A 21,505-nucleotide genomic window follows, 5' to 3' on the forward strand; every position below is an offset into this window, starting at 1 on the left:
GGTCAGCGGCCGAGCCGCTCCAGACACAGCGCCTCGTCCCGGCGGAGCTGAACCACCACCGGGTCGTGCGGGCCGCGTTCGGCGGTGTACTCCTGGGCGAGCCGGCCGATCTCGGGCAGCGCCCGCGCGTACTGGCCGGTGTCCAGCAGCACCGCCGCGTACTGCTTGCGCAGGCTGCGGACGACGGGCGAGTGCGCCCCGTGCTCGGCGACGGCGGCCGGGAGGGCGTCGCCGAGCAGATCGGCGACGCGCGTGTAGTGGCCGGAGGAGAGCAGGGTGCGGACCTCCTCCAGGGTGGCGCTCAGATCGGCCGGCGGAGGCGGCCCGAAGCCCGGGGCCGGACCGGCGAGGGAACCGGGGACGGACGGCGGCGGAGTGCCGTACCCGGGCCCGGCACCGGGGCCGGCACCACCGGGGCCGGGCAAAGGCGCGGAGGGCTGTACGACCACCGCGGGCGCCGGCCCCGGCGCCCGGCCGCGCGGCGGCCAGGGGGCCATGGGCTCGCGGAACGGGCGGGTGGGGTCCAGCGGCAGGGTGGGGCCGCCCTGTCCGGGCCGGGGCAGCAGCGGGGCGAGGGCGGCGTACACCTCGTGGGCGTCCTCGGGGCGCCCCGCGGGCTCCTTGTCCAGCAGCCGCCACACCAGCGCGTCCAGCTCGGCGGGCGCGTCCGGGCGCAGCTCGCGCACCCGCGGGGGCGGGTGGTGGAGCTTCTTGTACAGCAGTCCGGTCGGCTCCGGGGCGTCGAAGGGGACCTGTCCGGTGAGGAGTTCGTACAGCAGCACGCCCAGCGCGTACAGGTCGGACCGGGGGCCGACGGGGCTGCCGCCCATGGCCTGTTCGGGCGCCATGTAGACGGGGGTGCCGATGAGGGAGCCGGTGCGGGTCAGGCGGGTGGTGTCCCCGGCCGACCGCACGGCCGCGATGCCCAGGTCGAGGATGACCACCCGGCCGTCGGGCCGCACGATGGCGTTGCCGGGCTTGAGGTCGCGGTGGACGATGCCGACGGCGTGCACGGCCGCCAGGGCCGAGCACATCTGGGCGGCGACGGCCACGGCCCACTGCGGCGGGTAGGGCTCCCACTCGGCGAGGTGGTCGCGCAGGTCGCTGCCCTCAAGCCGCTGCATCACCAGATACAGCTCGTCGCCGTCCCGTCCCGCGTCGTGGACGGCGACCAGGCCGGGGTGGTCGATCTGGGCGGTGACGCGGCACTCGCGCTCGAAACGCTCGCGCAGCTCCTCGGGGTCCGTGCCGCCGGACAGGGAGGCGACCTGCCCGGAGTGCATCAGCTTCACGGCGACCCGGCGGCCGCCGAGGCCGAGGTCGTGGCCGCCCCAGACCTGGCCCATGGCCCCCCGGCCCAGCGGCTCGGTCAGCTCGTAGCGGCCGGAGATCAGGCGTCCGTTCACCGGCCGTACCGCCCGTCGCCGCCGCGCCCGCCGTACCCGCCGTCGTGTCCGTCCTCGTGTCCGCCGCCGTGTCCGCCGCCGTGTCCGTCGCGCTTGCGCAGCAGCTCGCCGAGTTCGTCCAGTTCGGAGGCGACCTGGCGCATGCGCGGCGACTGCGGGGGCTGTACGGGCTGGGGCTGGGGCTGGGGCTGGGGGTAGCCGTACGCCGGGGGCCGCGGGTGGCCGTAGGCGGTGGGCGCGTCGGCGAACCCGGGGGACCGGGGGGCGGGCGGGGCCGGGTAGGGGGAGGCGTGAGGGCCGCCCGGCAGAGGGGTGCCCGGCAGAGGGGTGCCCGGCACGGAGGCGGCCGCCCGGTACGGGGCGGGGTCGCGCGGGAAGCGGTCACCGAGGACGGCGTGGACCACGGAGCCGACGATGAGCAGGAATATGTACAGACCGGCCCCGGCCTGAGCCGTGCCGTCCTCGCCCGGCTCGCTCTCGGGGACGTTGACCAGCAGCACCACGTAGACCACGGTCAGCACCACGCTCACCGCGAAGACCGCCCAGTCCAGGGGCCTTCTGCGGATGATCGCGAAGCGCAGCGACGGAACCCAGGCCAGCAGCCCCAGCGACCACAGCGGAAAGGAGGCGAAGAGCAGTCGCAGCGCGATGCCCCCGGCCCCCGGTCCGCGGTGGGACGGTGCGGGGGGCGGGGTGGCGGGCGGGCCGTACATCAGCGCTCTGACTCCCTGGTGCGACGTCGTTCGGTGCGAAGGGTATACACCGCCGCGGACAGTGCGGTCCGGTATCCGCGGGCCGATACCGTTCCGATGCCCGGTCGCGTTCCGGCCGCGTCCCGGCCGTGTTCCGGCCCGCGGCGGGGCGGACGGCCCCGGCTCGGCCCGGTTCCCGGCCCGGGCCCTCAGTCCGGGGCGGCGGTTCCCCCGGCCGCGAAGGCGTGCCGGGCGGGCGCTATGTCCACGTGCTCGTCGAGCAGGTCGATGACGGGGGCGGAGGTGACGGCTCCGGGCTCCCCCGGGACGTCCCCGTCGCGGTCGAAGGCCCGCCAGGCGTCCAGCACGGTGCGGTACGCCTCCTCCCGGATCGGTGTCCGGCGGTCTTCCCCGGCCCGGGGCCGGGCTCCGGCGTCGACGAGCAGGAGCCGGGGCACGGGGACGGGGGCGCCTTCCGGCCCGCCCGGTCTGCGCAGCACCCACAGATGAGGCGGGGGGTCGTCCGGGCGTGCGGCTGTGGCGGGCAGCGCGACGACCGCGCGCAGCGCCCTCCGGCGCAGCAGGGCGGCGCGCACCCGGCGGCCTGTGCGCCGGGAGGCGGCGGCGGGAGGCATCAGCAGCACGGCGGTGCCGCCCGGCCGCAGCCGGGACAGGCAGTGCTGAGCCCAGGCCAGTTCGGACTCGGCACGCGCGGGCAGCCCGTACTCCCAGCGGGGGTCGTACGCCAGCTCCTGGTGTCCCCAGTCCTGTTCGCCGGACGGCGGGCGGCAGAGCACGGCGTCCGCGAGCGCACCGGCGTCCGTACCCGGTTCGGGGTCGCGCAGGGCGTCGCCGGTGCGCACATGCGCGGCGGCGCCGAGCAGCGCGAGGCGGAGTGCGGCGAGCCGGGCGAGGTACGGGTCGGCCTCCTGTCCGTGCAGCCGTGCGGGCCGGGGGCCGCCGCCGGCTCTCCCGGCGGCGGCGAGCAGGGCGCCGGATCCACAGGCGGGGTCGAGCACGGTGGCCGCGGGGCCGGCCAGGGCGGCCATCAGCGCGGCGGTGCCGGGCGGGGCGGGGGCGGCCCGCCGGGGAGCGGAGCCGGAGCGGTGGTCGAGGCGGTGGTCGAGATGGTGGTCGAGATGGTGGTCGAGCAGGAGGGAGTACGCCCCGGCGGCTCCGAGCTCCCCGGCGAGTTCACCGAGCGGGCCGGGGACCGGCCGCCCACCGCACAGCAGCAGTTCCTCGCCGGCGCGCACCAGGGCGGCCGCGGCTCCGCCGGGGGCGCCGGCGATCTCCCGCCAGGCCCGCTCACCCCGCTCGCCCCGGGCGGGGTGAGCGGCTTCGGCCGCGACCGCCGGTGCCTTCTCGTCCGCCATCGGGCCGGTTCCTCCCCGCGCCGAGAGCCCGAGCACACTCGTGGCGACCCGAACAGATACAACAAGGGTTGACTTCACGCGGCAACTCTATGTCGGTTGACTCCATTCACAAGGTTTGCTGTAGTGGTCGCACCGATTCGAAGGTCCGGGTCGCTCCGACCCGACATGCCCGGAAGGTTCTCGCATGTCCGCACAGCAGTCCCCTACCGCCCGCAGGCGTCTGATCGCCGCCGCGGCCGTCGCCGTCCTCGCCGCGGGAGGCCTGACCGCCTGCGCGGCGGCCGAGGAGCCGACCGTCACCAAGGCCTCGTCCGGCAGCGACACGAAGGGCCGGGACTCGGGGGACTCCAAGGGCGCCGAGGACGCCGAGGCCGGGAAGGGCGAGGAGACCGGTCAGGAGAGCGGCGACGGCCCGCTGTCCGCGGGCGACACCGCCTCCTACAGCAGCGGCCTGAAGATCACCGTCTCCGAGGCGTCCTCCTACACCCCGGGCGAGTACGCCCTCGGCCACACCGAGGGCAACAAGGCCCACCAGGTGACCGTCACCCTGGAGAACACCGGTGACAAGAAGACCGACATCGGCCTGATCACCCTCTCCGCCCGCGCCGGCGAGAACGGCGTGGAGGCCGAGCAGATCTTCGACGACGAGATCGGCTCCGGCTTCGAGGGCAATCTGCTGCCGGGCAAGAAGGCCACCGCGCGGTTCGCCTTCGACGCCCCCGCCAGTGCCGGAAACCTCGACGTCGAGGTCGATCTGCTGGACTTCACCACCGAGCCGGCCCAGTGGTCGCTCGAGCTCTGAGCCCCGGCTCCCGGCTCCCGGCCTGCCTCCCCTTCTCCCCCGGCCGGGGGAGAAGGGGAGGGGCGCGGTCGGCGCGGTCAGATGTGATCGCGGGGCAGCGTCTCGTTCCAGGTGCGGGAGAACACCCGGCGCTCCCCCTCGTACCCGTCGAGCGTGGCGTCGACCACGAACTCCTTCTCGGTGCAGCTCAGCACCGTGCGGGTCACCGTCCGCGCGTTCCAGTCGCCGCGCGAGAACTCCATCGTCCACTGCGACTCGCCGCGGACCGAGGTGAAGTCGTCGGCCACCGAGTCGTAGCGCTCGTAGGCGCGGCGGTGCACGTCCAGGTCGATCTCCTCGAAGTGGACCGTCCCGCCGTCCTTGACGATCTCCAGCGCCGACCCGTAGTCCACCAGGTTCCGGGAGACCTCCCAGCGCTGCTCGGGCGGCTCGACCTGGCGGGTGCGGAGCGGCTCGGCCCCCTCGGGCTCGCCGAACGGCTCCCCGGTCACCTCGTCGGACTCCGCGACCGGGCGCACCGGCAGCGTCAGCGAGCTGCCGGGCGCGTACACGCTCAGCAGCACCGGGCGCGGCGGCGGCCAGGCCAGCGGCCAGTACGACGTGGACAGCGACAGCCGGATGCGGTGGCCCGGCGGGAAGACCTGCGCCACACCGTTGAGCTGCACCGTCGCCCGGTAGCGGCGGCCGGGCTGAAGCGGCTCGGGCTCCGCCTCGTGGCCGCCCAGCCGGGTGAGGTTGAGCAGCCCGTAGGTGACGCGGGTGGCGCGGCCGTCGGGGGCCACGTCCGACAGGCGGGCCGCGACCATCGCCACCGGCTCGCTCGCCGACAGCTCCAGCTCCACGCTCGGCGCGCCCAGGATCTCCACCCGCTCGGCCAGCGGCTCGGTGTCGAAGACCATCGACCCGCCGTCCTCCTCGCGCTGGTCGTAGGGCAGGTCCGGCGGCGCGTTGTAGGAGGCCCACTTTCCGGCGAACTGGCCCACCGACAGCGGCGACTGCACCGTCAGCTCCGCCTGGCGCGGCTCCTCGTCCGGCCGGTGGAGGCGGTGCGCGCCCAGCGGCAGCGCGGTGGGGGTGATGTGCGGCGACGGCCAGGACGGCTCGCCGACCCAGCGGCCGGGCCGCTCCTCGTACGAGGTCGAGGGCGGCACGCTCTCCTGCATCCAGGCGCGCAGCATCGGCCCGTCCATCGCACCGTTGTCGGCGCCCTTGAGCCAGTGGTCCCACCAGCGCACCACCTCCTGGAGGTAGCCGACGGCCGGGCCCGGCTGCCCCAGGTGCGGGTACTTGTGCGACCACGGCCCGATCAGGCCCCTGCGGGGCACGTCCAGGTTCTGAAGCAGGCGCGTGACGGCGTTGGAGTAGCCGTCCGCCCAGCCGCTGGAGGCCAGCACCGGCACGTCAACCGCCGAGTAGTCCTCGCAGACCGAGGCGTGCCGCCAGTAGTCGTCGCGCCGCTGGTGGCGCAGCCACTCCAGCGCCCACGGCCGGGTGTTCTCCAGCCGCTCCAGCCACATCCGGCGCCACCGCTCGCCCACCAGCGCCGGGTCCGGCGGGCAGGTGCCGTAGGCGAACATCGTGCCCGCCTCGGCCAGGTTGTCCGACAGCAGGCAGCCGCCCATGTAGTGCATGTCGTCGGCGTACCGGTCGTCGGTGAAGGAGGAGATGACGATCGCCCCCAGACTCGGCGGACGGCGCGCGGCGACCTGGAGGGCGGCGAAGGCGCCCCAGGAGATGCCCATCATCCCCGTTTGCCCGTCGCACCAGGGCTGCTCGGCGAGCCAGGCCAGCACGTCCTCGGCGTCCGCCTGCTCCACCTCCAGGTACTCGTCGCGCAGCACCCCCTCGGACTCGCCGGTGCCGCGGATGTCCACCCGCACGCAGGCGTAGCCGTGGCCCGCGATGTAGGGGTGGTGGATCGAGTCGCGCACCGAGGTCAGATCGCGCCTGCGGTACGGGATGTACTCCAGCACCGCGGGCACCGGCTCGCCGTCGGAGGAGACCGGCCGCCGGATCCGGGCCGCCAGGCGGGTCCCGTCGGAGACCGGGATCCACACGTGCTCCTCTTCCTTGATCGCGTACGGCAGGCTGGTCACATGGCGCACGGCCGGACCACCTCCTCTCTCCGCCCGGCTCAGGCGGCCCGCTCGGACTCGCGGTCGCTGTCCCGGCCGTTGTCCCGGCCGCCGTCCCCGCCGCTCTCCTCGGCGAACTCGAACGGCAGCATCGCCAGGCAGCGGTCGTACTTGGCCCGCATCTCCTCCTCGCTGTCGGCGCCGACGAAGACGTGCGCCAGCTCGAAGCTGTAGCTGTCCTGGCCGGGCATGTCCGACAGCCGCTGCCCCTCGTTCGGCTTGACGGTGATCCGCACGCCGGGCACCTCGCGCTCCACGCGCTCGACCTCCTCGGCCGTCGGCACGCGCGTCACCAGCCCGTCGGCGAACTGGCGGTGGTACCACTTGGCGGCCACCGCGTAGGGGCCCGCGCGGTAGGGCAGGTCGGGGTCGCGGCCCATCGCCAGGCTGAGCATGGCGTGGTGGTTGGGCACACCGTCGACGTACTCGAACAGCTCGGCGTGGGACTGCGAGTGGCGCGGGTTGATCTCCAGCAGATTGATCTCACCGGTGGCCGCGTCGTAGAAGTACTCGATACTGAACGTGGCCCAGTCCATGCCGATCTGCTCGATCACCCGCCGGGAGACGTCCCGCAGGCGCAGCTGCACCGGCTCGGGCAGGGAGGCGGGGTACTGGTGGCGCAGGAAGCTGGAGGTGCCGGGGTAGTTGATCGAGTCCAGTACGCCGTAGACGGTGACCTCGCCGTCGTACACATAGCCCTCGACTGCGGCCTGGACGCCCGTCAGGGACTCCTCGGCCAGGCAGGCCTGCCCGCCGGCCTCGGCCACCTCCGGCGGAAGCTGCAGGCGCCGCATCACGTACTCGAAGGGCCGTCCGATACGGGTGATGCCCTCGCGGATCTCGGCCACCGCCGCCGCGAACTCCTCCTCGTCCTTCACTCCGAAGGCCAGCTCCGAGGAGTAGGACTTCACCGGCTTCAGCCACATCGGGAAGCGCAGGCCCTCGGGCGGGCGGGGCTCGCCCTCCAGATCCACCAGCGCGAAACGCGGGTGCTCGTCGACGACCTTCCGCTGCTCCAGCCGGCTCCAGTACTTGTGCTCGCACTTGACCACCGACTCCAGGCTGGTGGCGCGCGTCCCGTAGCGCTCGGCCAGGATCGGCACCAGCGTGCTGACGGGGAAGTCCCAGTAGCCGACGATGGCGTCGATGTCGCCGTCGAACGCGTCCAGCTCCTTGCACGCCTTCTCCAGCAGCTCGGCCACCGGTATCTCGCCGTGCTGGAGCTCCTCGACGCTCAGCAGGGGGTGGAAGCGGTACTCCACCGCGTGCGGCACCGCGCGCAGCGTCTCGATGTTCTCCTCGTCCAGTCCGATGACGAAGACGTTGGCCTGGCTCACTGAATCGACTCCCTCGTGCCGGTTCCTCACGAGTCCTTCCGGCTACCCGGGGCAACGGTGAGCATTCACCCGCACGGGCACATCGGGGACCTGGGGGGAAACGAGGGGAGACAAGGTGCCGATGGCGTGAAGAGGGAGAAAAGGGCGGCGGGGCCGGCCGCCATCCACTTCGGCCGGCCCCGCCGCCCGTCCGCGGCGCGGGCGCCCCTACCAGCGGTGGTGCACCTGCGCGCGGATCCTGCGGTCGTACAGGGCGGCGATCGCCTCCAGCGTCCGCTGCGGCAGCGGCGGCAGCTCGGCCGCCGCGGCGTTCGCCCGCGCCTGCCCGGTGCCGCGCGCACCGGGGATCACCGAGGTCACCCCCGGCTGCTGGATCACCCAGCGCAGCGCCGTCTGCGCCGGCGTCATCCCCTCCGGCGCCAGCCCGGCGAACTCCGCCGCCGCCGCAAGACCCGTCTCGTAGTCCACGCCCGAGAACGTCTCGCCCTGGTCGAACGCCTCACCGTGCCGGTTGAAGCTGCGGTGGTCGTCCGGCGAGAACACCGTCTCGCGGGTGTAGCGGCCCGACAGCAGCCCCGAGGCCAGCGGCACCCGCGCGATGATGCCCACCCCCGCCTCGGCCGCCGCCGGAAGGACCTCCTGAAGCGGCTTGAGCCGGAACGGATTGAGGATGATCTGCACACTCGCCGTGCCCGGCCGCGCGATCGCCTCCAGCGCCTGCGCGCACGTCTCCACACTCACCGCGTACGCCGCGATCCGCTTCTCCGCCACCAGGGTGTCCAGCGCCTCGAACACCTCGTCGGAGGAGTACACCTCCGACGGCGGGCAGTGCAGCTGGACCAGGTCCAGGGTCTCCACGCCCAGGTTCGTGCGGGACCGGTCCGTCCAGGCCCGGAAGTTGGCCAGGTTGTAGTTGCCGGGCAGCTGATCCACCCGGCGGCCCATCTTCGTCGCCACGAACACGTCCGCCCCCGGCCGCTCCGCCAGGAAGCGGCCGATCAGCCGCTCACTGCGGCCGTCGCCGTACACGTCGGCGGTGTCGAAGAACGTCACCCCGGACTCCACCGCGGCGTCCAGCACCGCCAGCGCGTCCTCCTCGCGCACCTGCCCCCAGTCGGCACCCAGCTGCCAGGTACCCAGTCCTACGACGGACACCTCGCGGCCCGTCCTGCCCAGTACTCGCTGCTCCATGGCACCCGATCCTACGTTCCGGCCGGCCCGGCGAACCGGGCCGGTCCTCGCAGGTCACCGACTACGGGAACGCTCCCAGCACCGGCTTCCGGATGGACTTCGGGGCCGGCCCTGCGCATCAGCCCAGCACCGTGGTCAGGAACTCCCCCGTCCACGCCAGCAGTTCACGCCCCACCACCGGCTTCCCCCCGATCCGCGCCGTCGCCGGACGCGGCACCAGCACCTGCCGGGCCGCCGCCTTCACCACCGACCGCGGATACAGCCGCTTCAGCCGCAGCTCCTGCGACTCCCGCAGCTCCACCGGCGCGAACCGCACGTTCGAACCCTGCAGTGTGATGTCGGCCACCCCGAAGGAACGCGCCAGCATCCGCAGCCCCGCCACCAGCAGCAGGTTCTCCACCGGCTCCGGCAGCGGACCGTAGCGGTCCGCCAGCTCCTCGCGCACCGCCGCGATGTCCTCCTCCGAGTTCGCCGACGCGATCGCCCGGTACGCCTGCAGCCGCAGCCGCTCACCCGGCGCGTAGTCGTGCGGCACATGCGCGTCCACCGGAAGCTCGATCTTCACCTCCAGCGGCGCCTCCTCCACCGCGCCCCCGGAGCCCCCGGACTCCAGCGCCGCCCGGTAGTCGGCCACCGCCTCCCCCACCATCCGCACATACAGGTCGAAACCGACCCCCGCGATATGACCCGACTGCTCCCCGCCCAGCAGATTGCCCGCCCCGCGGATCTCCAGATCCTTCATCGCCACATACATGCCCGCGCCCATCTCCGTGTGCTGCGCGATCGTCGCCAGCCGCTCGTGCGCCGTCTCCGTCAGCGGCCTCTCCGGCGGATACAGGAAGTACGCGTACCCCCGCTCCCGGCCCCGGCCCACCCGGCCCCGCAACTGGTGCAGCTGGGACAGGCCGAACATGTCCCCCCGCTCCACGATCAGCGTGTTGGCGTTGGAGATGTCGATACCCGACTCCACGATCGTCGTGGAGACCAGCACATCGAACCTCTTCTCCCAGAAGTCCACCACCACCTTCTCCAGCGCCGCCTCCGACATCTGCCCGTGCGCCGTGGCGATCCGCGCCTCCGGGACGATCTGCCGCAGCCGCGCCGCCGCCCGGTCGATCGACTCCACCCGGTTGTGGATGTAGAACACCTGACCCTCGCGCAGCAGCTCACGCCGGATCGCCGCACCGATCTGCCGCTCCTCGTACGGGCCCACGAACGTCAGCACCGGATGCCGCTCCTCCGGCGGTGTGGTGATCGTCGACATCTCCCGGATGCCCGTGACCGCCATCTCCAGCGTCCGCGGAATCGGCGTCGCCGACATCGTCAGCACATCCACGTTCGCCCGCAGCTTCTTCAGCTGCTCCTTGTGCTCCACACCGAAACGCTGCTCCTCGTCGACGATCACCAGACCCAGGTCCTTGAACCTCGTCTCCGACGAGAACAGCCGGTGCGTGCCGATCACCACATCCACCGAACCGTCCCGCAGCCCCTCCAGAACCGCCTTCGCCTCCGCGTCCGACTGGAACCGCGACAGCGCCCGCACCTTCACCGGGAACTGCGCGTACCGCTCCGAGAACGTCCCGAAATGCTGCTGCACCAGCAGCGTCGTCGGCACCAGCACGGCCACCTGCTTGCCGTCCTGCACCGCCTTGAACGCCGCCCGCACCGCGATCTCCGTCTTGCCGTAACCCACATCGCCGCAGATCAGCCGGTCCATCGGAACCGACTTCTCCATGTCCTCCTTCACCTCGGCGATCGTGGTCAGCTGATCGGGCGTCTCCATGTACGGGAACGCGTCCTCCAGCTCCCGCTGCCACGGGGAATCCGCACCGAAAGCATGCCCCGGAGCGGCCATCCGCGCCGAGTACAGCCTGATCAGATCCGCGGCGATCTCCTTGACCGCCTTCTTCGCCCGCGCCTTCGTCTTCGTCCAGTCCGCACCCCCCAGCCGGTGCAGCGACGGCTGCTCACCACCCACGTACTTGGTGATCTGCTCCAGCTGGTCCGTCGGCACGAACAACCGGTCCCCCGGCTGCCCCCGCTTCGCCGGCGCGTACTCCACCAGCAGATACTCGCGCGTCGCCCCCTGCACCGTGCGCTGCACCATCTCCACGTACCGGCCCACACCGTGCTGCTCGTGCACGATGTAGTCACCCGGCTGCAGCGTCAGCGGATCGATCGTCTTGCGCCGCCGCGCCGGCATCCGCCCCAGATCCCGGCTCGCCGCCCTCTGACCCGACAGATCCGTCTCCGTCAGCACCACCAGCCGCAGACCCGGATCGACGAACCCGCTCTCCAGCGTCCCGCACGACACATGCACCACCGACGGGGCGATCTCACCCAGCTCCGGCTCCAGCCGCGCCGCGATCCCCTCACCCCCCAGCACCTCCACCGTGCGCACCGCCGGACCGTGCCCCTCCGTCAGGAACACACACCGCCAGCCCTCCGCCAGCCACCCCTTGGTGTCCGCCAGCGCCCGCGCCGTGTCCCCCCGGTAACTCTCCGGAGCCCGCATCCCCAGCGTCAGCGAATCCGCCCCCGGCCCCGGCCCCTCGTCCCCGGCACCCCCGGCATCCACCGCATCCACCGCATCCACCGACCCCAGGGCGAACGGACTCACCGACCACCACGGCATCCCCAGCTCACGCGCCCGGTCCCGCACATCCGCGATCCCCCACAGCGACGCCGCACCCACATCGATCGGCGCCTGCCCACCACCCGCCGACGCCGCCCACGACGCCTGCAGAAACTCCTGGCTGGTCGCCACCAGATCCGCCGCCCGCGTACGCACCCGCTCCGGATCGCACACCACCGCCATGCTCCCCGACGGCATCACATCCAGCAGCAACTCCATGTCGTCCACCAGCACCGGCGCCAGGGACTCCATCCCCTCCACCGCGATACCCTCGGCGATCTTCCCCAGCAGCTCGCCCAGCTCCGGATGCGCCTCGGCCAGCTCCGCCGCCCGCGCCCGCACCTGATCCGTCAGCAGCAGCTCACGGCACGGCGGCGCCCACAACCCGTGCTCCGCCACCTCCAGCGACCGCTGATCGGCCACCTGGAAGTAACGGATCTCCTCGACCTCGTCCCCCCAGAACTCCACCCGCAGCGGATGCTCCTCCGTGGGCGGGAACACATCCAGAATCCCGCCCCGGACCGCGAACTCACCCCGCTTCTCCACCAGCTCCACCCGCGCGTAAGCCGCCGCCCCCAGCGCGTCCACCACCGCGTCCAGCTCCACCTGCTGCCCCGCACGCAGCCCCACCGGCTCCAGATCCCCCAGACCCTTCACCTGCGGCTGCAGCACCGACCGCACCGGAGCCACCACCACACTCACCGGCCCCGCCGACGGATCGTCCGCACTCGGATGCGCCAGCCTGCGCAGCACCGCCAGCCTGCGCCCCACCGTGTCCGACCTGGGCGAAAGCCGCTCATGCGGCAACGTCTCCCACGCCGGGAACTCCACCACCTCCCCCTCCCGGCCCGACGGCATCAGCGACCGCAGCGCCGACGCCAGATCCTCCGCCTCACGCCCCGTCGCCGTCACCGCCAGCACCGGACGCCCCGACGACCGCGCCAGCGCCGCCACCGCGAACGGCCGCGCGGCCGGCGGACCCACCAGATCCACCTCGCGCCGACGCCCCTCCGCAGCGGCCCGCACCGCCTCCGCCAGCGCCGGATCCACCACGACCGCATCAAGAAGACCGGTGAGACTCATCGAGACGTTCCATCCCAGAGGCTGGACAACAAAGGCACCCGCACCGGCGCCCCGGACAACACCAACAACCCGACACGCCGAGCGGGCCGGGGGTCCCAGCCTACGACGACCGACACCCCCCTGCCTCGCCCTTCCACCGCCCGCCCGGCCCCGCAAACCACCCCGAGCCACCTCCCGAGCCCCGCACAGCACCGCGGCCCGGCCCCGGCGAGCGCGACACCGCACCCACCGCGACCGGGCCGCACCACAGCCCCCGCAAACCCCCCACGGACTCCCCCGCCTACTCCGTGGCGATCGCGTTCAGCACATTCATCCGGCCCGCCCGGAACGCCGGCACCAAAGCGGCCACCAGCCCCACCACCGCGGCACCGAAGAACACCCCCGCGATCGTCGGCCACGGCACCTGAAGCACCTTCAACCCCTCCAACGCCAGCAACCGCTGCGCCGCCACACCCCAGCCCAGACCCAGCCCCAGACCCAGCAGCGCACCGAACAGAGCGATCACCACCGACTCCAGCCGGATCATCCGCCGCAACTGCCGCCGCGACAGCCCGATCGCCCGCATCAGACCGATCTCACGCGTCCGCTCCACCACCGACAGCGCCAGCGTGTTCACCACACCCAGCACCGCCACCACGATCGCCAGCGCCAACAGCCCGTAGACCATGTTGAGCAACTGCCCCACCTGGTCCTCCAGCAACTCCTTGTAATCCGCCTGATTACGGACCTGATACTGCGGAAACGCCTCCAGCTCCCCCTTCAGAGCCGCATACGCCGCATCCTCCTGGCCCTCCTCCGCCTTCGCGAACAACATCATGTTCAACGGCATCCGGTCCCGCGGCACATACCGCTCCGCCGTCGCGGTGCTCAGATACATCGCGTCCTGGTCCACACTCGTGTCCGACGCCGTGACCGCCCGCACCGTCAGCTCCGCCGTACCACCGGCCGCGAAATCCACCTCGACCCGGTCACCGACCTCCACACCGTGCGCCCTCGCGAAATCCTCCGGCACCGACATCGAATCCCGCTCATACGCCGCCGGCAGCTCACCCGCCACCGTCTCCACCCGCAGATCCTCGGCATACGTCGCGGAAGCCGCCGTCACCGACTCCTTCACCGACTCCCCGTCCGGACCCGTCAGCCGCGCCTCCAGCCACCGGTACTCGGTGACATGCGCCACCCCCTCCGTGGCGCGCACCCGCTCCACGACCTCCGGCACCACCGGCTGACCCGCACCCGACATCAGAATGAAGTCCGCGCCCACCGACCGGTCCAGCTCGTCACCGGCCGACGCCACCAGCGACGCACCCACCACCGACAACGACGACACCAACGCCAGCCCGATCATCAGCGCCGCACCCGTCGCCCCCGTACGACGCGGATTGCGCAGCGCGTTCCGCTCCGCCATCCGCCCCACCGGACCGAACACCCGCAGCACCACCGCGCCCAGCACCCGCACCACACCGCCCGCCAGCAGCGGACCGATCAGCACGAAACCCACCAGCGTCAGCAACACACCCACGGCCAGGAACAACGACCCGCCCGCGGCCTCGTCCGAACCCGCCGCCGCCACCAGCGCACCCGCACCGGCCAGCGTCAGAACCAGACCCACACCCGAACGGACCCGGCCCACCCGGCCCCCCGCCGAAGGCAGCCCGTCGTCCCGCAACGCCGCCATCGGCGACACCCGGCCCGCACGCCGTGCCGGAAGATACGCCGCCAGCACCGTCACCACGACACCCAGCACCACACCGACCACCGGCGTGACCCACCGCAGCGTCAGATCGTCCGTGCTCAGATTCATGCCCACCAGGCCCATGAGCTCCATCAGCCCCACGGCCAGACCCACACCGGCGGCCACACCCACCACCGAGCCCAGCACACCCAGCAGCAGCGCCTCCACCAGCACCGACCGGTTCACCTGCCGACGACTCGAACCGATCGCCCGCATCAGACCGATCTCACGCGTCCGCTGCGCCACCAGCATCGAGAACGTGTTCACGATCAGGAACACACCCACCAGCAACGCGATCCCCGCGAAACCCAGCAGCGCGTACTTGATCACATCGAGGAACGACCCGATCTCGTCCTGGCCCTCCGCCGTGTACTCCTCCTGAGTCCGGACCTTGTACTCACCCGAACCCAGCTCCGCGACGACACGCTCCTTCAGCTCCTCGTCGCTCACACCCCCGGCCGCCGTCACATACACATCCGTGTAGGCGTCCGAATCCCCCAGCAGCCTCTCCTGCACCGTGCCGGTGTCGAAATACACCACCGTCGCACCCGGATTCGTCGACCTGAACGCCGCCACACCCACGATCCGCGACCGGAAATCACCCAGCGCCGAGATCGTCCGCAGCTCGTCCCCCAGCTCCAGACCGTGCTTGTCGGCCGTGTCCGCGTCAACCATCACCTCGCCCGGACCACGCGGCAGCCGGCCCTCGGCGACCTCCATCGACCTCTCGTCGATGGAGGTCCAGTTACTCGCGATCGTCGGCGCCCCCGTCGACGACCCCATGTTCTCGTTGTCGGCGTTCACCACCGTCACACCCGTGCTGAACGCACTACCCGAGACCGAGGAAACCCCCTCGACCCCCCGAAGCTCCTCCACCAGCGAACCCGGCACCGTCGCCGGCCGCCCCGTCGCCGGAGCCTCACCACCGCCCGCGTCCTTCGACGAGACCGTCACATCGGCCGCCGTCTGCTCGAACAGACGATCGAACGTCGTGTTCATCGTGTCCGTGAACACCAGCGTCCCGCACACGAACGCCACCGACAGCACCACCGCCACACCGCTCAGCAGCATCCGGCCCTTGTGCGCCACGAAATTCCGCAGCGAAGTCCTCAGAACGGTCATGACACCCGCCCGAACGTGTCGAACGCCTTCATCCGGTCCAGCACAGCCTCCGCCGACGGCCGCAGCATCTCGTCCACGATGCGCCCGTCCGCCAGATACAGCACCCGATCCGCGTACCCCGCCGCCACCGGGTCGTGCGTCACCATCACGATCGTCTGACCCAGCTCATCCACCGAACGCCGCAGGAAGCCCAGCACCTCCGCACCCGCACGCGAATCCAGATTGCCCGTCGGCTCGTCACCGAAGATGATCTCCGGCCGGGCGGCCAGGGCGCGGGCGACCGCCACACGCTGCTGCTGGCCGCCGGACAGCTGGTTGGGACGGTGCTTGAGCCGTCCCGACAGGCCGACTGTCTCCACCACGCGGTCCAGCCACTCCCGGTCCGGCCTGCGGCCGGCGATGTCCATGGGCAGCGTGATGTTCTCCAGCGCCGTCAGGGTGGGCAGCAGGTTGAACGCCTGGAAGATGAAACCGATCTTGTCCCGGCGCAGCCGGGTCAGCTTCTTCTCCCTCAACCCCGTGATCTCGGTCTCACCGATCCACACCTGCCCCGACGACACCGCGTCCAGCCCCGCCAGGCAGTGCATCAGCGTCGACTTGCCCGAGCCCGACGGGCCCATGATCGCCGTGAACGCCCCCCGCGCGATGTCCACGTCCACCGAGTCGAGCGCCACCACCCGCGTCTCACCGGCGCCGTACGCCTTGACGACCTGCCGCGCCCGCGCGGCAACAGCCGTACTTCCTCCACTGCCCCCGGTCCTGGGATTCACTACAGCCGTTGTCACGGTATGTCTCCTATATCGACTGCCATCGACCGCACCGGGCCGAAGCCTCCCCCGAGGCCCTCGGCGCCGGCCGGCACTGAACTGACCGGACCCTGCCCTGGGTCCTGGCCTGGATCTTGATCTGAGTCTTGATCTGGATTACGCGACGAGCCTGCCGCGCCCGGTCCGGCGCCGCGATGGTGCGCGGTGCCGTATCCGCACGGGGGCCAGCACCACCCCACCCGTGCGGCACCCTGCATCAAGCAGCCTAGGGAGCGATCCGCCCGCCCTCGTCCTGCCAGGGGACGAGCCGCGGGTAGGAGGAAGGGGGTACCGCCCCCTAGGGGACTCGACCCCGAGGATGCCCTTTCCCCCTACGTCAACCTCAACCCGGCGCGGACCCGCCGGGCCGTCGGGCCCGCCGGGGCCGGCGGGGCCGCTCGCGAGTACAACGAAGGGCCCCGACCGGTGGGTCGGGGCCCTTCATTCGAACTCTGAGCTCCCCCGCCAGGACTCGAACCTGGACAAGCGGCACCAAAAACCGCTGTGCTGCCAATTACACCACAGGGGATGGCAACTCACGCCAAATCGGACATCTGCTCAGGCCTCCGACCGGCCTCCACTACTATGCCGTACCACCAGCCCTCGATGCGACGGTACAGGTCCGCTCCACCGTTCACGATCACCCGCAGGCAACCTCGGTGCTCACCTGTCACGGCTCGATTCGTCTTTGGGTTGTGCCTCTTGAGGCTCGTCTTCTGCAGATCGGCGACATCGACACCTACATGCTGAGCCCAGAAGCGTTCGGCCCCGGCGATGTCCGCCGACTCGTGGATGTTCAGCGCAAACCGCACCTGCTCACGCGGGATCGCCAGAAGGTCCAGCCACAGGAGATAGACCCTGATCATCTCCGGATCGCTGTTCACGAAGACGACCCGTTCATCGAGACGATGCGGCTTGCTCTTCGCTCCCTCAGCCCAGTACAGCCCAACCCCGATCAGGAACAACTCACGACTGGTGAGCGGGCCGATCTCATTGGCTGCGGCAAGCTTTGTCTGTTGGCGCTCGATCTCCCGGCGCCGCCGGACCACCTCCGACCTTCGGCGCACCGCGTCCTCCGACGGCGGCCGCCGCCTCGGCCTCGGCAGATCCCGCACCCACAGCGACACCGAGCTCTTCGACACCCCCAGCTCCGCCACGATCTCGTCGTATGTGCGGCCCGCGCGGCGCAGGGCGCGGGCGCGCTCCTTCATCTCCGTCTTGGCTTGAACCATGGCACCATCCTGGACTCGCAAAAGCGTGCGTGGTTCGAAAATCTGGATGATTCAGCGGTTCGGGTGAAAAGTAGCTTTTTCATCACCGTGCATGTCATCACGCCTGCCGACAGGCACGCGTTTTCCCGCGTGCGGAACCACCCCGAAAACCCCTGGCCGCCGGTCGTAGGCTGGGCGGTATGACCGAGACGGGGGAAAGTGTCGAGGCCCGTGACCAGGGCCGGGGTGACGCGCCTCGGGGGCCGCTGTGGTGGACGCGGCGCCGGAGTGCGGTGCTGGACGTGGGGCTCGCGCTGGTGTCGGGCGCGGAGTGCTCGGCGCAGGGGGTTCCGTTCGCGCGTGAGGCCGGCATTCCGGTGGGTCTGTCGGTGGCGCTGGGTGCGCTGGCGGGGCTGGCGCTGGTGTTGCGGCGGCGGTGGCCGATCGCGGTGGTGCTGGTGGCGATCGCGGTCACGCCGGCGCAGATGGGTTTCCTGCTGGGGACGGTGGGGCTGTACACGCTGGCGGCGTCGGATGTGCCTCGGCGGATCATCGCTCTGCTGGCCGGTATGCAGGGGGCGGGGTCGCTGATCGTGGCGGCCGTGGAGCTTCAGCGGAACGTGGGGCGGGACGACTACGGCTACGACCCGCCGGTGTGGTTCGTTCCGCTGGTTTCGGTGCTGATGTCGGTGGGTGTGACGGCGCCGCCGGTGCTGCTGGGGCTGTATGTGGGGGCGCGGCGGCGGCTGGTGGAGAGTCTGCGGGAGCGTGCGGACGGTCTGGAGCGGGAGTTGTCGCTGCTGGCGGATCGTGCGGAGGAGCGTGCGGAGTGGGCGCGCAACGAGGAGCGGACGCGGATCGCGCGGGAGATGCACGATGTGGTGGCGCATCGGGTGAGTCTGATGGTGGTGCATGCGGCGGCGTTGCAGGCGGTGGCTCGGAAGGATCCGGAGAAGGCGTCGCGGAACGCGGTGTTGATCGGGGACATGGGGCGGCAGGCGCTGACGGAGTTGCGGACGATGCTGGGTGTGCTGCGGTCGCACGAGGCGAAGCCGTCGGGAGCCGCGCAGACGTCCGCGCAGACGTCGGGGGAGGCGCCGGGGGAGGCGCCGGCGGGGGCCGTGGACGCGGGGCGGCCGTTGGCGCGGGTGGCGGAGGTCGTGGAGGTGGCCGCGGGCCGGGATTCGGCGGGGTCGGGGGATCCGGGGGGTGGCTCCGAGGAGTCCGGTGGGCCGTGTCTGCGTGAGCTGGGGGCGCTGGTGGGGCAGTCGCGGGCGGCGGGGATGTCGGTGGAGTTGTCGGTGGAGGGGGAGGTGCGTTCGTATGCGTGGCGGGTGGAGCAGACGGCGTACCGGGTGGTTCAGGAGGCGTTGACGAACGTGCACAAGCATGCGGCGGGTGCGCGTACGCGGGTGCGGTTGGCGCGTCGTGCGGGTGAGGTGGCGGTGCTGGTGGAGAACGAGGCGCCGGCGGAGGGTGTGCGGGGGGCGGGGCTGCCCAGTGGTGGCAACGGTCTGGTGGGGATGCGTGAGCGGGTGGCGGCGCTGGGCGGGGGGTTTGTGTCGGGGCCGACGGAGGCGGGGGGTTTCCGGGTGTCGGCGGTGATTCCGGACCGGGGCTGAGGCCCGTCCCGGTGGTCATTCCGGGGCGCGGGTGAGGCGTTTGGGGTTGGTGCCGGTGACGAGGGTGGTGAGGGCGGCGTCGAGGGTGGGGCCGAGGTACCAGTCGCCGGTGTGGTCGATGCTGTAGACGCGGCCTTGTTCGTCGATGGCCAGGAGTGCGTTGCCGTTGTCCTCTTCGCCGAGGGGTGCGATGGCGGTGTCGAGGGCGCGTCCGAGGTCGTTGAGGGTGCGGGGCCAGTGGAGGCCGTGCAGGGGGTCGATGCGGGCGGCTGTGGGGGCGATGTGGCGGCCGGGTTCGGTGCTGGTGATGTGGAGTCCGCCGAATTCGGCCCAGGCTTCGACGGCGGCGGGGAAGACGGCGTGCTGGTGTCCGGTGGGTGAGTGGTGGGCGCGGAGGGTGTCGGCCCAGATCTCGGCTTGTGCGATGTGGTGGCGTCCGGGTGTCCAGCCGGCGGCGCGGAGGGCGGCGTCGACGGGGACGGGGAAGCGGGTGGTGGTGTCGCGGGGGTGGGGGATGGGGGTGTTCACCGTTCTCCTGCGGGGTCGACGGGGCGTACGCCGAAGTGTGCGAGGAGGGCTGTGCAGGAGCGGCAGGGGGGTGCGTAGGTGCCGTGTGCGGGGTCGCCGTCCTCGCGGATGCGGCGGGTGGTGATTTTGGCGCCTTTGAGGGCTTTGCGGGCTTCGCCGGTGCTGAGGGGTTTGCGGCTGGCGCGTTTGCTTCGGGTCGCTTCGGCGGTGGTGAGGTGGCGGGAGATGAGGACGACTTCGGGGCAGCGTCCGGTGTGGCGTTCGCGTTGGGGGGTGGTGAGGGTGTCGAGGTAGTCCTGGACGAGGGGGTGGAGGGCCGGGGGGTTGTCGGCCTTGCCGGCGGTGCAGGTGAGGGTCTGGCCGCGTACGGAGAGGGCGGCGGCGACGGTGGGCATGATGCCGTCGCGGCGGTGGCGCGGGACGGGGGTGGTGTCGTCGGGTGCGCCCCAGCCGATGCGGGGGTCCGAGGGGTGTTCGGCGGTGTTGTGTTGTGTGGCGTGCATGGTTGGGTTTCCTCCCCGCGCATCCCCCCGATGGCGTTGGTTCAGGGTGCCAAATGCGTGGGCTTTTGGGAAAGCGGGGTCGGTTTCGGGGCATGTCGTGGGGCGTGTCCCGGCCTGGTGGGGCCGTGTTGTGAGTGTGCCGTGCCGGGGTCGCGGGTTGGCCGTCGGGGGTGTGGCAGGGGTGTGGCAGGGGTGTGGTGGGGGTGTGCCGGGGTGGGTGGACGGAGCGGGACCGGTGGTGGGGGTAGCGCATAGGCTGTGCTCGTCAGCGCCCATCGGCGCCCGTAAGCCAGTTGCCAGCAGGGGGCACCGCCATGACGACAGGTAGGTCTGGGTTGGGGGTTTCTCCCGGTTCTCGTTCCGGGGAGGGGTCCGCGCCGCCGAATGCGGTCTATGCCGGTCAGGTCGTGCGTTTTCCGGATCCGGTGCGGGCTGCCCGGTATCCGGGTGGTGTGCGGGTGGATGAGCTGGGTTATCCGGATTTCTCGCCGTTCGCGCGTGCGGCGGTGGAGATCGCGGAGCCGCCGGAGGGTTTCGGTGCGGACGAGCTGCGGTTGACCGACCATGTGTCGGCGAACGCGGCGATGCACGCGGAGGGCCATGAGTTGTGGGCGGAGTTGCCGTCGGTGGCGACTCCGCACGGCTGGACGTGGCATCACGTGGCGGGTGGCCGCCGGCTGGAGTTGGTGCCTGTGGAGGTGAAGGCTCTGCTGCGGCATCACGGTGGTCTGGCGACGGCTGTGGTGGATCACGGGAAGCGGGGGACGCGGCCGTTGCAGGAGACGCGTCCGGTGCACTTCGAGGTGCCGCACGGTGTGGCGGTGTCCGAGGAGCAGGTGCTGGACGCGGAGGAGGCGCTGGGGTACCGGCTGCCGGAGGCGTACCGGTCGTTTCTGAAGGCGGCGGGTGGTTGTGCGCCGGCGGGGGTGGCGCTGGACGCGGAGTTGGGGCTGCTGGTGGATCAGCCGTTCTTCACGGTGCGTGAGGAGGCGGCGGTCAACGATCTGGTGTACGTGAACAAGTGTCTGCGGGATCACCTGACGAAGGACTATCTGGGTGTGGCCTTCGTGCAGGGCGGGATCGTCGCGGTGAAGGTGCGTGGTGAGGCGCTGGGGTCGGTGTGGTTCTGCGCGTACGACGACGCGCGGGACCGGGACGGGCTGTCGGTGCAGGATCGGGTGGCGGGGCTTCTGCTGCCGTGCGGCGCGGATTTCGACGACTTCCTGCTGCGGTTGGCGGGTAATCCGCCGGAGTTGGAGACCGTGGCCGGCCTGATGGTGGACGGCGGGTTCGCGCGTGCCGTTCCGGTGGAGGGGTGAGG

At 71.7% G+C, this 21,505-nt stretch carries 15 protein-coding genes and 1 tRNA gene; 3 read left to right on the top strand and 13 right to left on the bottom strand.

Annotation, left to right across the window (positions count from 1 at the left end; genetic code table 11):
• Nucleotides 1-2: 2 nt before the first annotated feature.
• From CUT83_RS28375 to CUT83_RS28385, 3 genes are all read right to left on the bottom strand, one after another.
• On the bottom strand, nt 3-1,406 hold the full coding sequence (locus CUT83_RS28375; protein WP_101258874.1) for a serine/threonine-protein kinase: 1,404 nt from the start codon (nt 1,404-1,406) through the stop codon (nt 3-5).
• A complete protein-coding gene (locus CUT83_RS30190) occupies nt 1,403-2,119 on the bottom strand; it encodes a hypothetical protein (RefSeq protein ID WP_158239065.1) in 717 nt (238 codons plus the stop codon). Before CUT83_RS30190 ends, CUT83_RS28375 begins: the two co-directional genes overlap by 4 nt.
• 188 nt (nt 2,120-2,307) lie before the next feature.
• The gene (locus CUT83_RS28385; RefSeq protein WP_101258663.1) at nt 2,308-3,474 is read right to left on the bottom strand and encodes an N-6 DNA methylase; all 1,167 of its coding nucleotides are present in this window, start codon (nt 3,472-3,474) and stop codon (nt 2,308-2,310) included.
• A gap of 184 nt (nt 3,475-3,658) precedes the next feature.
• On the opposite strand from CUT83_RS28385, the gene CUT83_RS28390 reads away from it, so the two are divergent.
• Entirely contained in the window at nt 3,659-4,276 is a 618-nt protein-coding gene (locus CUT83_RS28390) for a DUF4352 domain-containing protein (protein ID WP_101258664.1), read from the top strand.
• 77 nt (nt 4,277-4,353) lie between these two features.
• On the opposite strand, the gene CUT83_RS28395 is transcribed toward CUT83_RS28390, so the two are convergent.
• The 8 genes from CUT83_RS28395 to CUT83_RS28430 all read right to left on the bottom strand — a co-directional run bounded on the left by CUT83_RS28395 (nt 4,354) and on the right by CUT83_RS28430 (nt 17,552).
• The gene (locus CUT83_RS28395; RefSeq protein ID WP_101258665.1) at nt 4,354-6,381 is read right to left on the bottom strand and encodes a CocE/NonD family hydrolase; all 2,028 of its coding nucleotides are present in this window, start codon (nt 6,379-6,381) and stop codon (nt 4,354-4,356) included.
• Nucleotides 6,382-6,410: 29 nt separating this feature from the next.
• Complete coding sequence (locus CUT83_RS28400) at nt 6,411-7,748, bottom strand: ATP-grasp domain-containing protein (RefSeq protein ID WP_101258666.1); 1,338 nt, start codon at nt 7,746-7,748, stop codon at nt 6,411-6,413.
• A gap of 207 nt (nt 7,749-7,955) precedes the next feature.
• Entirely contained in the window at nt 7,956-8,939 is a 984-nt protein-coding gene (locus CUT83_RS28405; protein ID WP_101258667.1) for an aldo/keto reductase, read from the bottom strand.
• A gap of 118 nt (nt 8,940-9,057) precedes the next feature.
• Nucleotides 9,058-12,657: a transcription-repair coupling factor gene (mfd, locus tag CUT83_RS28410; protein ID WP_101258668.1), complete on the bottom strand. Its 3,600-nt coding sequence runs from the start codon at nt 12,655-12,657 to the stop codon at nt 9,058-9,060.
• A gap of 280 nt (nt 12,658-12,937) precedes the next feature.
• Nucleotides 12,938-15,514 carry an ABC transporter permease gene (locus CUT83_RS28415; protein WP_101258669.1) on the bottom strand — a complete coding sequence of 859 codons (2,577 nt, stop codon included), beginning with the start codon at nt 15,512-15,514 and terminating at the stop codon, nt 12,938-12,940.
• On the bottom strand, nt 15,511-16,299 hold the full coding sequence (locus CUT83_RS28420) for an ABC transporter ATP-binding protein (RefSeq protein WP_101258670.1): 789 nt from the start codon (nt 16,297-16,299) through the stop codon (nt 15,511-15,513). Before CUT83_RS28420 ends, CUT83_RS28415 begins: the two co-directional genes overlap by 4 nt.
• 478 nt (nt 16,300-16,777) lie before the next feature.
• A tRNA-Gln gene (locus CUT83_RS28425) sits at nt 16,778-16,849 on the bottom strand.
• Between the two features lie 7 nt (nt 16,850-16,856).
• Entirely contained in the window at nt 16,857-17,552 is a 696-nt protein-coding gene (locus CUT83_RS28430; protein ID WP_101258671.1) for a hypothetical protein, read from the bottom strand.
• 179 nt (nt 17,553-17,731) lie between these two features.
• Between CUT83_RS28430 and CUT83_RS28435 the strand changes: the two genes are divergently transcribed.
• Nucleotides 17,732-19,153, top strand: a complete 1,422-nt coding sequence (locus CUT83_RS28435; protein WP_101258672.1) for a sensor histidine kinase — start codon at nt 17,732-17,734, stop codon at nt 19,151-19,153.
• A 15-nt stretch (nt 19,154-19,168) separates the two neighbouring features.
• Here the strand turns inward: CUT83_RS28435 and CUT83_RS28440 are convergent, their stop codons facing one another.
• A complete protein-coding gene (locus tag CUT83_RS28440; protein WP_420882503.1) occupies nt 19,169-19,681 on the bottom strand; it encodes an SUKH-3 domain-containing protein in 513 nt (170 codons plus the stop codon).
• A complete protein-coding gene (locus tag CUT83_RS28445) occupies nt 19,678-20,184 on the bottom strand; it encodes a YwqJ-related putative deaminase (RefSeq protein WP_101258673.1) in 507 nt (168 codons plus the stop codon). The genes CUT83_RS28440 and CUT83_RS28445 overlap by 4 nt, the downstream gene beginning before the upstream one ends.
• Nucleotides 20,185-20,498: 314 nt before the next feature.
• Here CUT83_RS28445 and CUT83_RS28450 point away from each other — a divergent pair, with 314 nt between their 5' ends.
• Nucleotides 20,499-21,503: an SMI1/KNR4 family protein gene (locus tag CUT83_RS28450; RefSeq protein ID WP_101258674.1), complete on the top strand. Its 1,005-nt coding sequence runs from the start codon at nt 20,499-20,501 to the stop codon at nt 21,501-21,503.
• Nucleotides 21,504-21,505 lie beyond the last annotated feature (2 nt).

Origin of the sequence: Streptomyces barkulensis (genome assembly GCF_002843305.1) — a bacterium.
GTDB classification, from domain to species: domain Bacteria; phylum Actinomycetota; class Actinomycetes; order Streptomycetales; family Streptomycetaceae; genus Streptomyces; species Streptomyces barkulensis.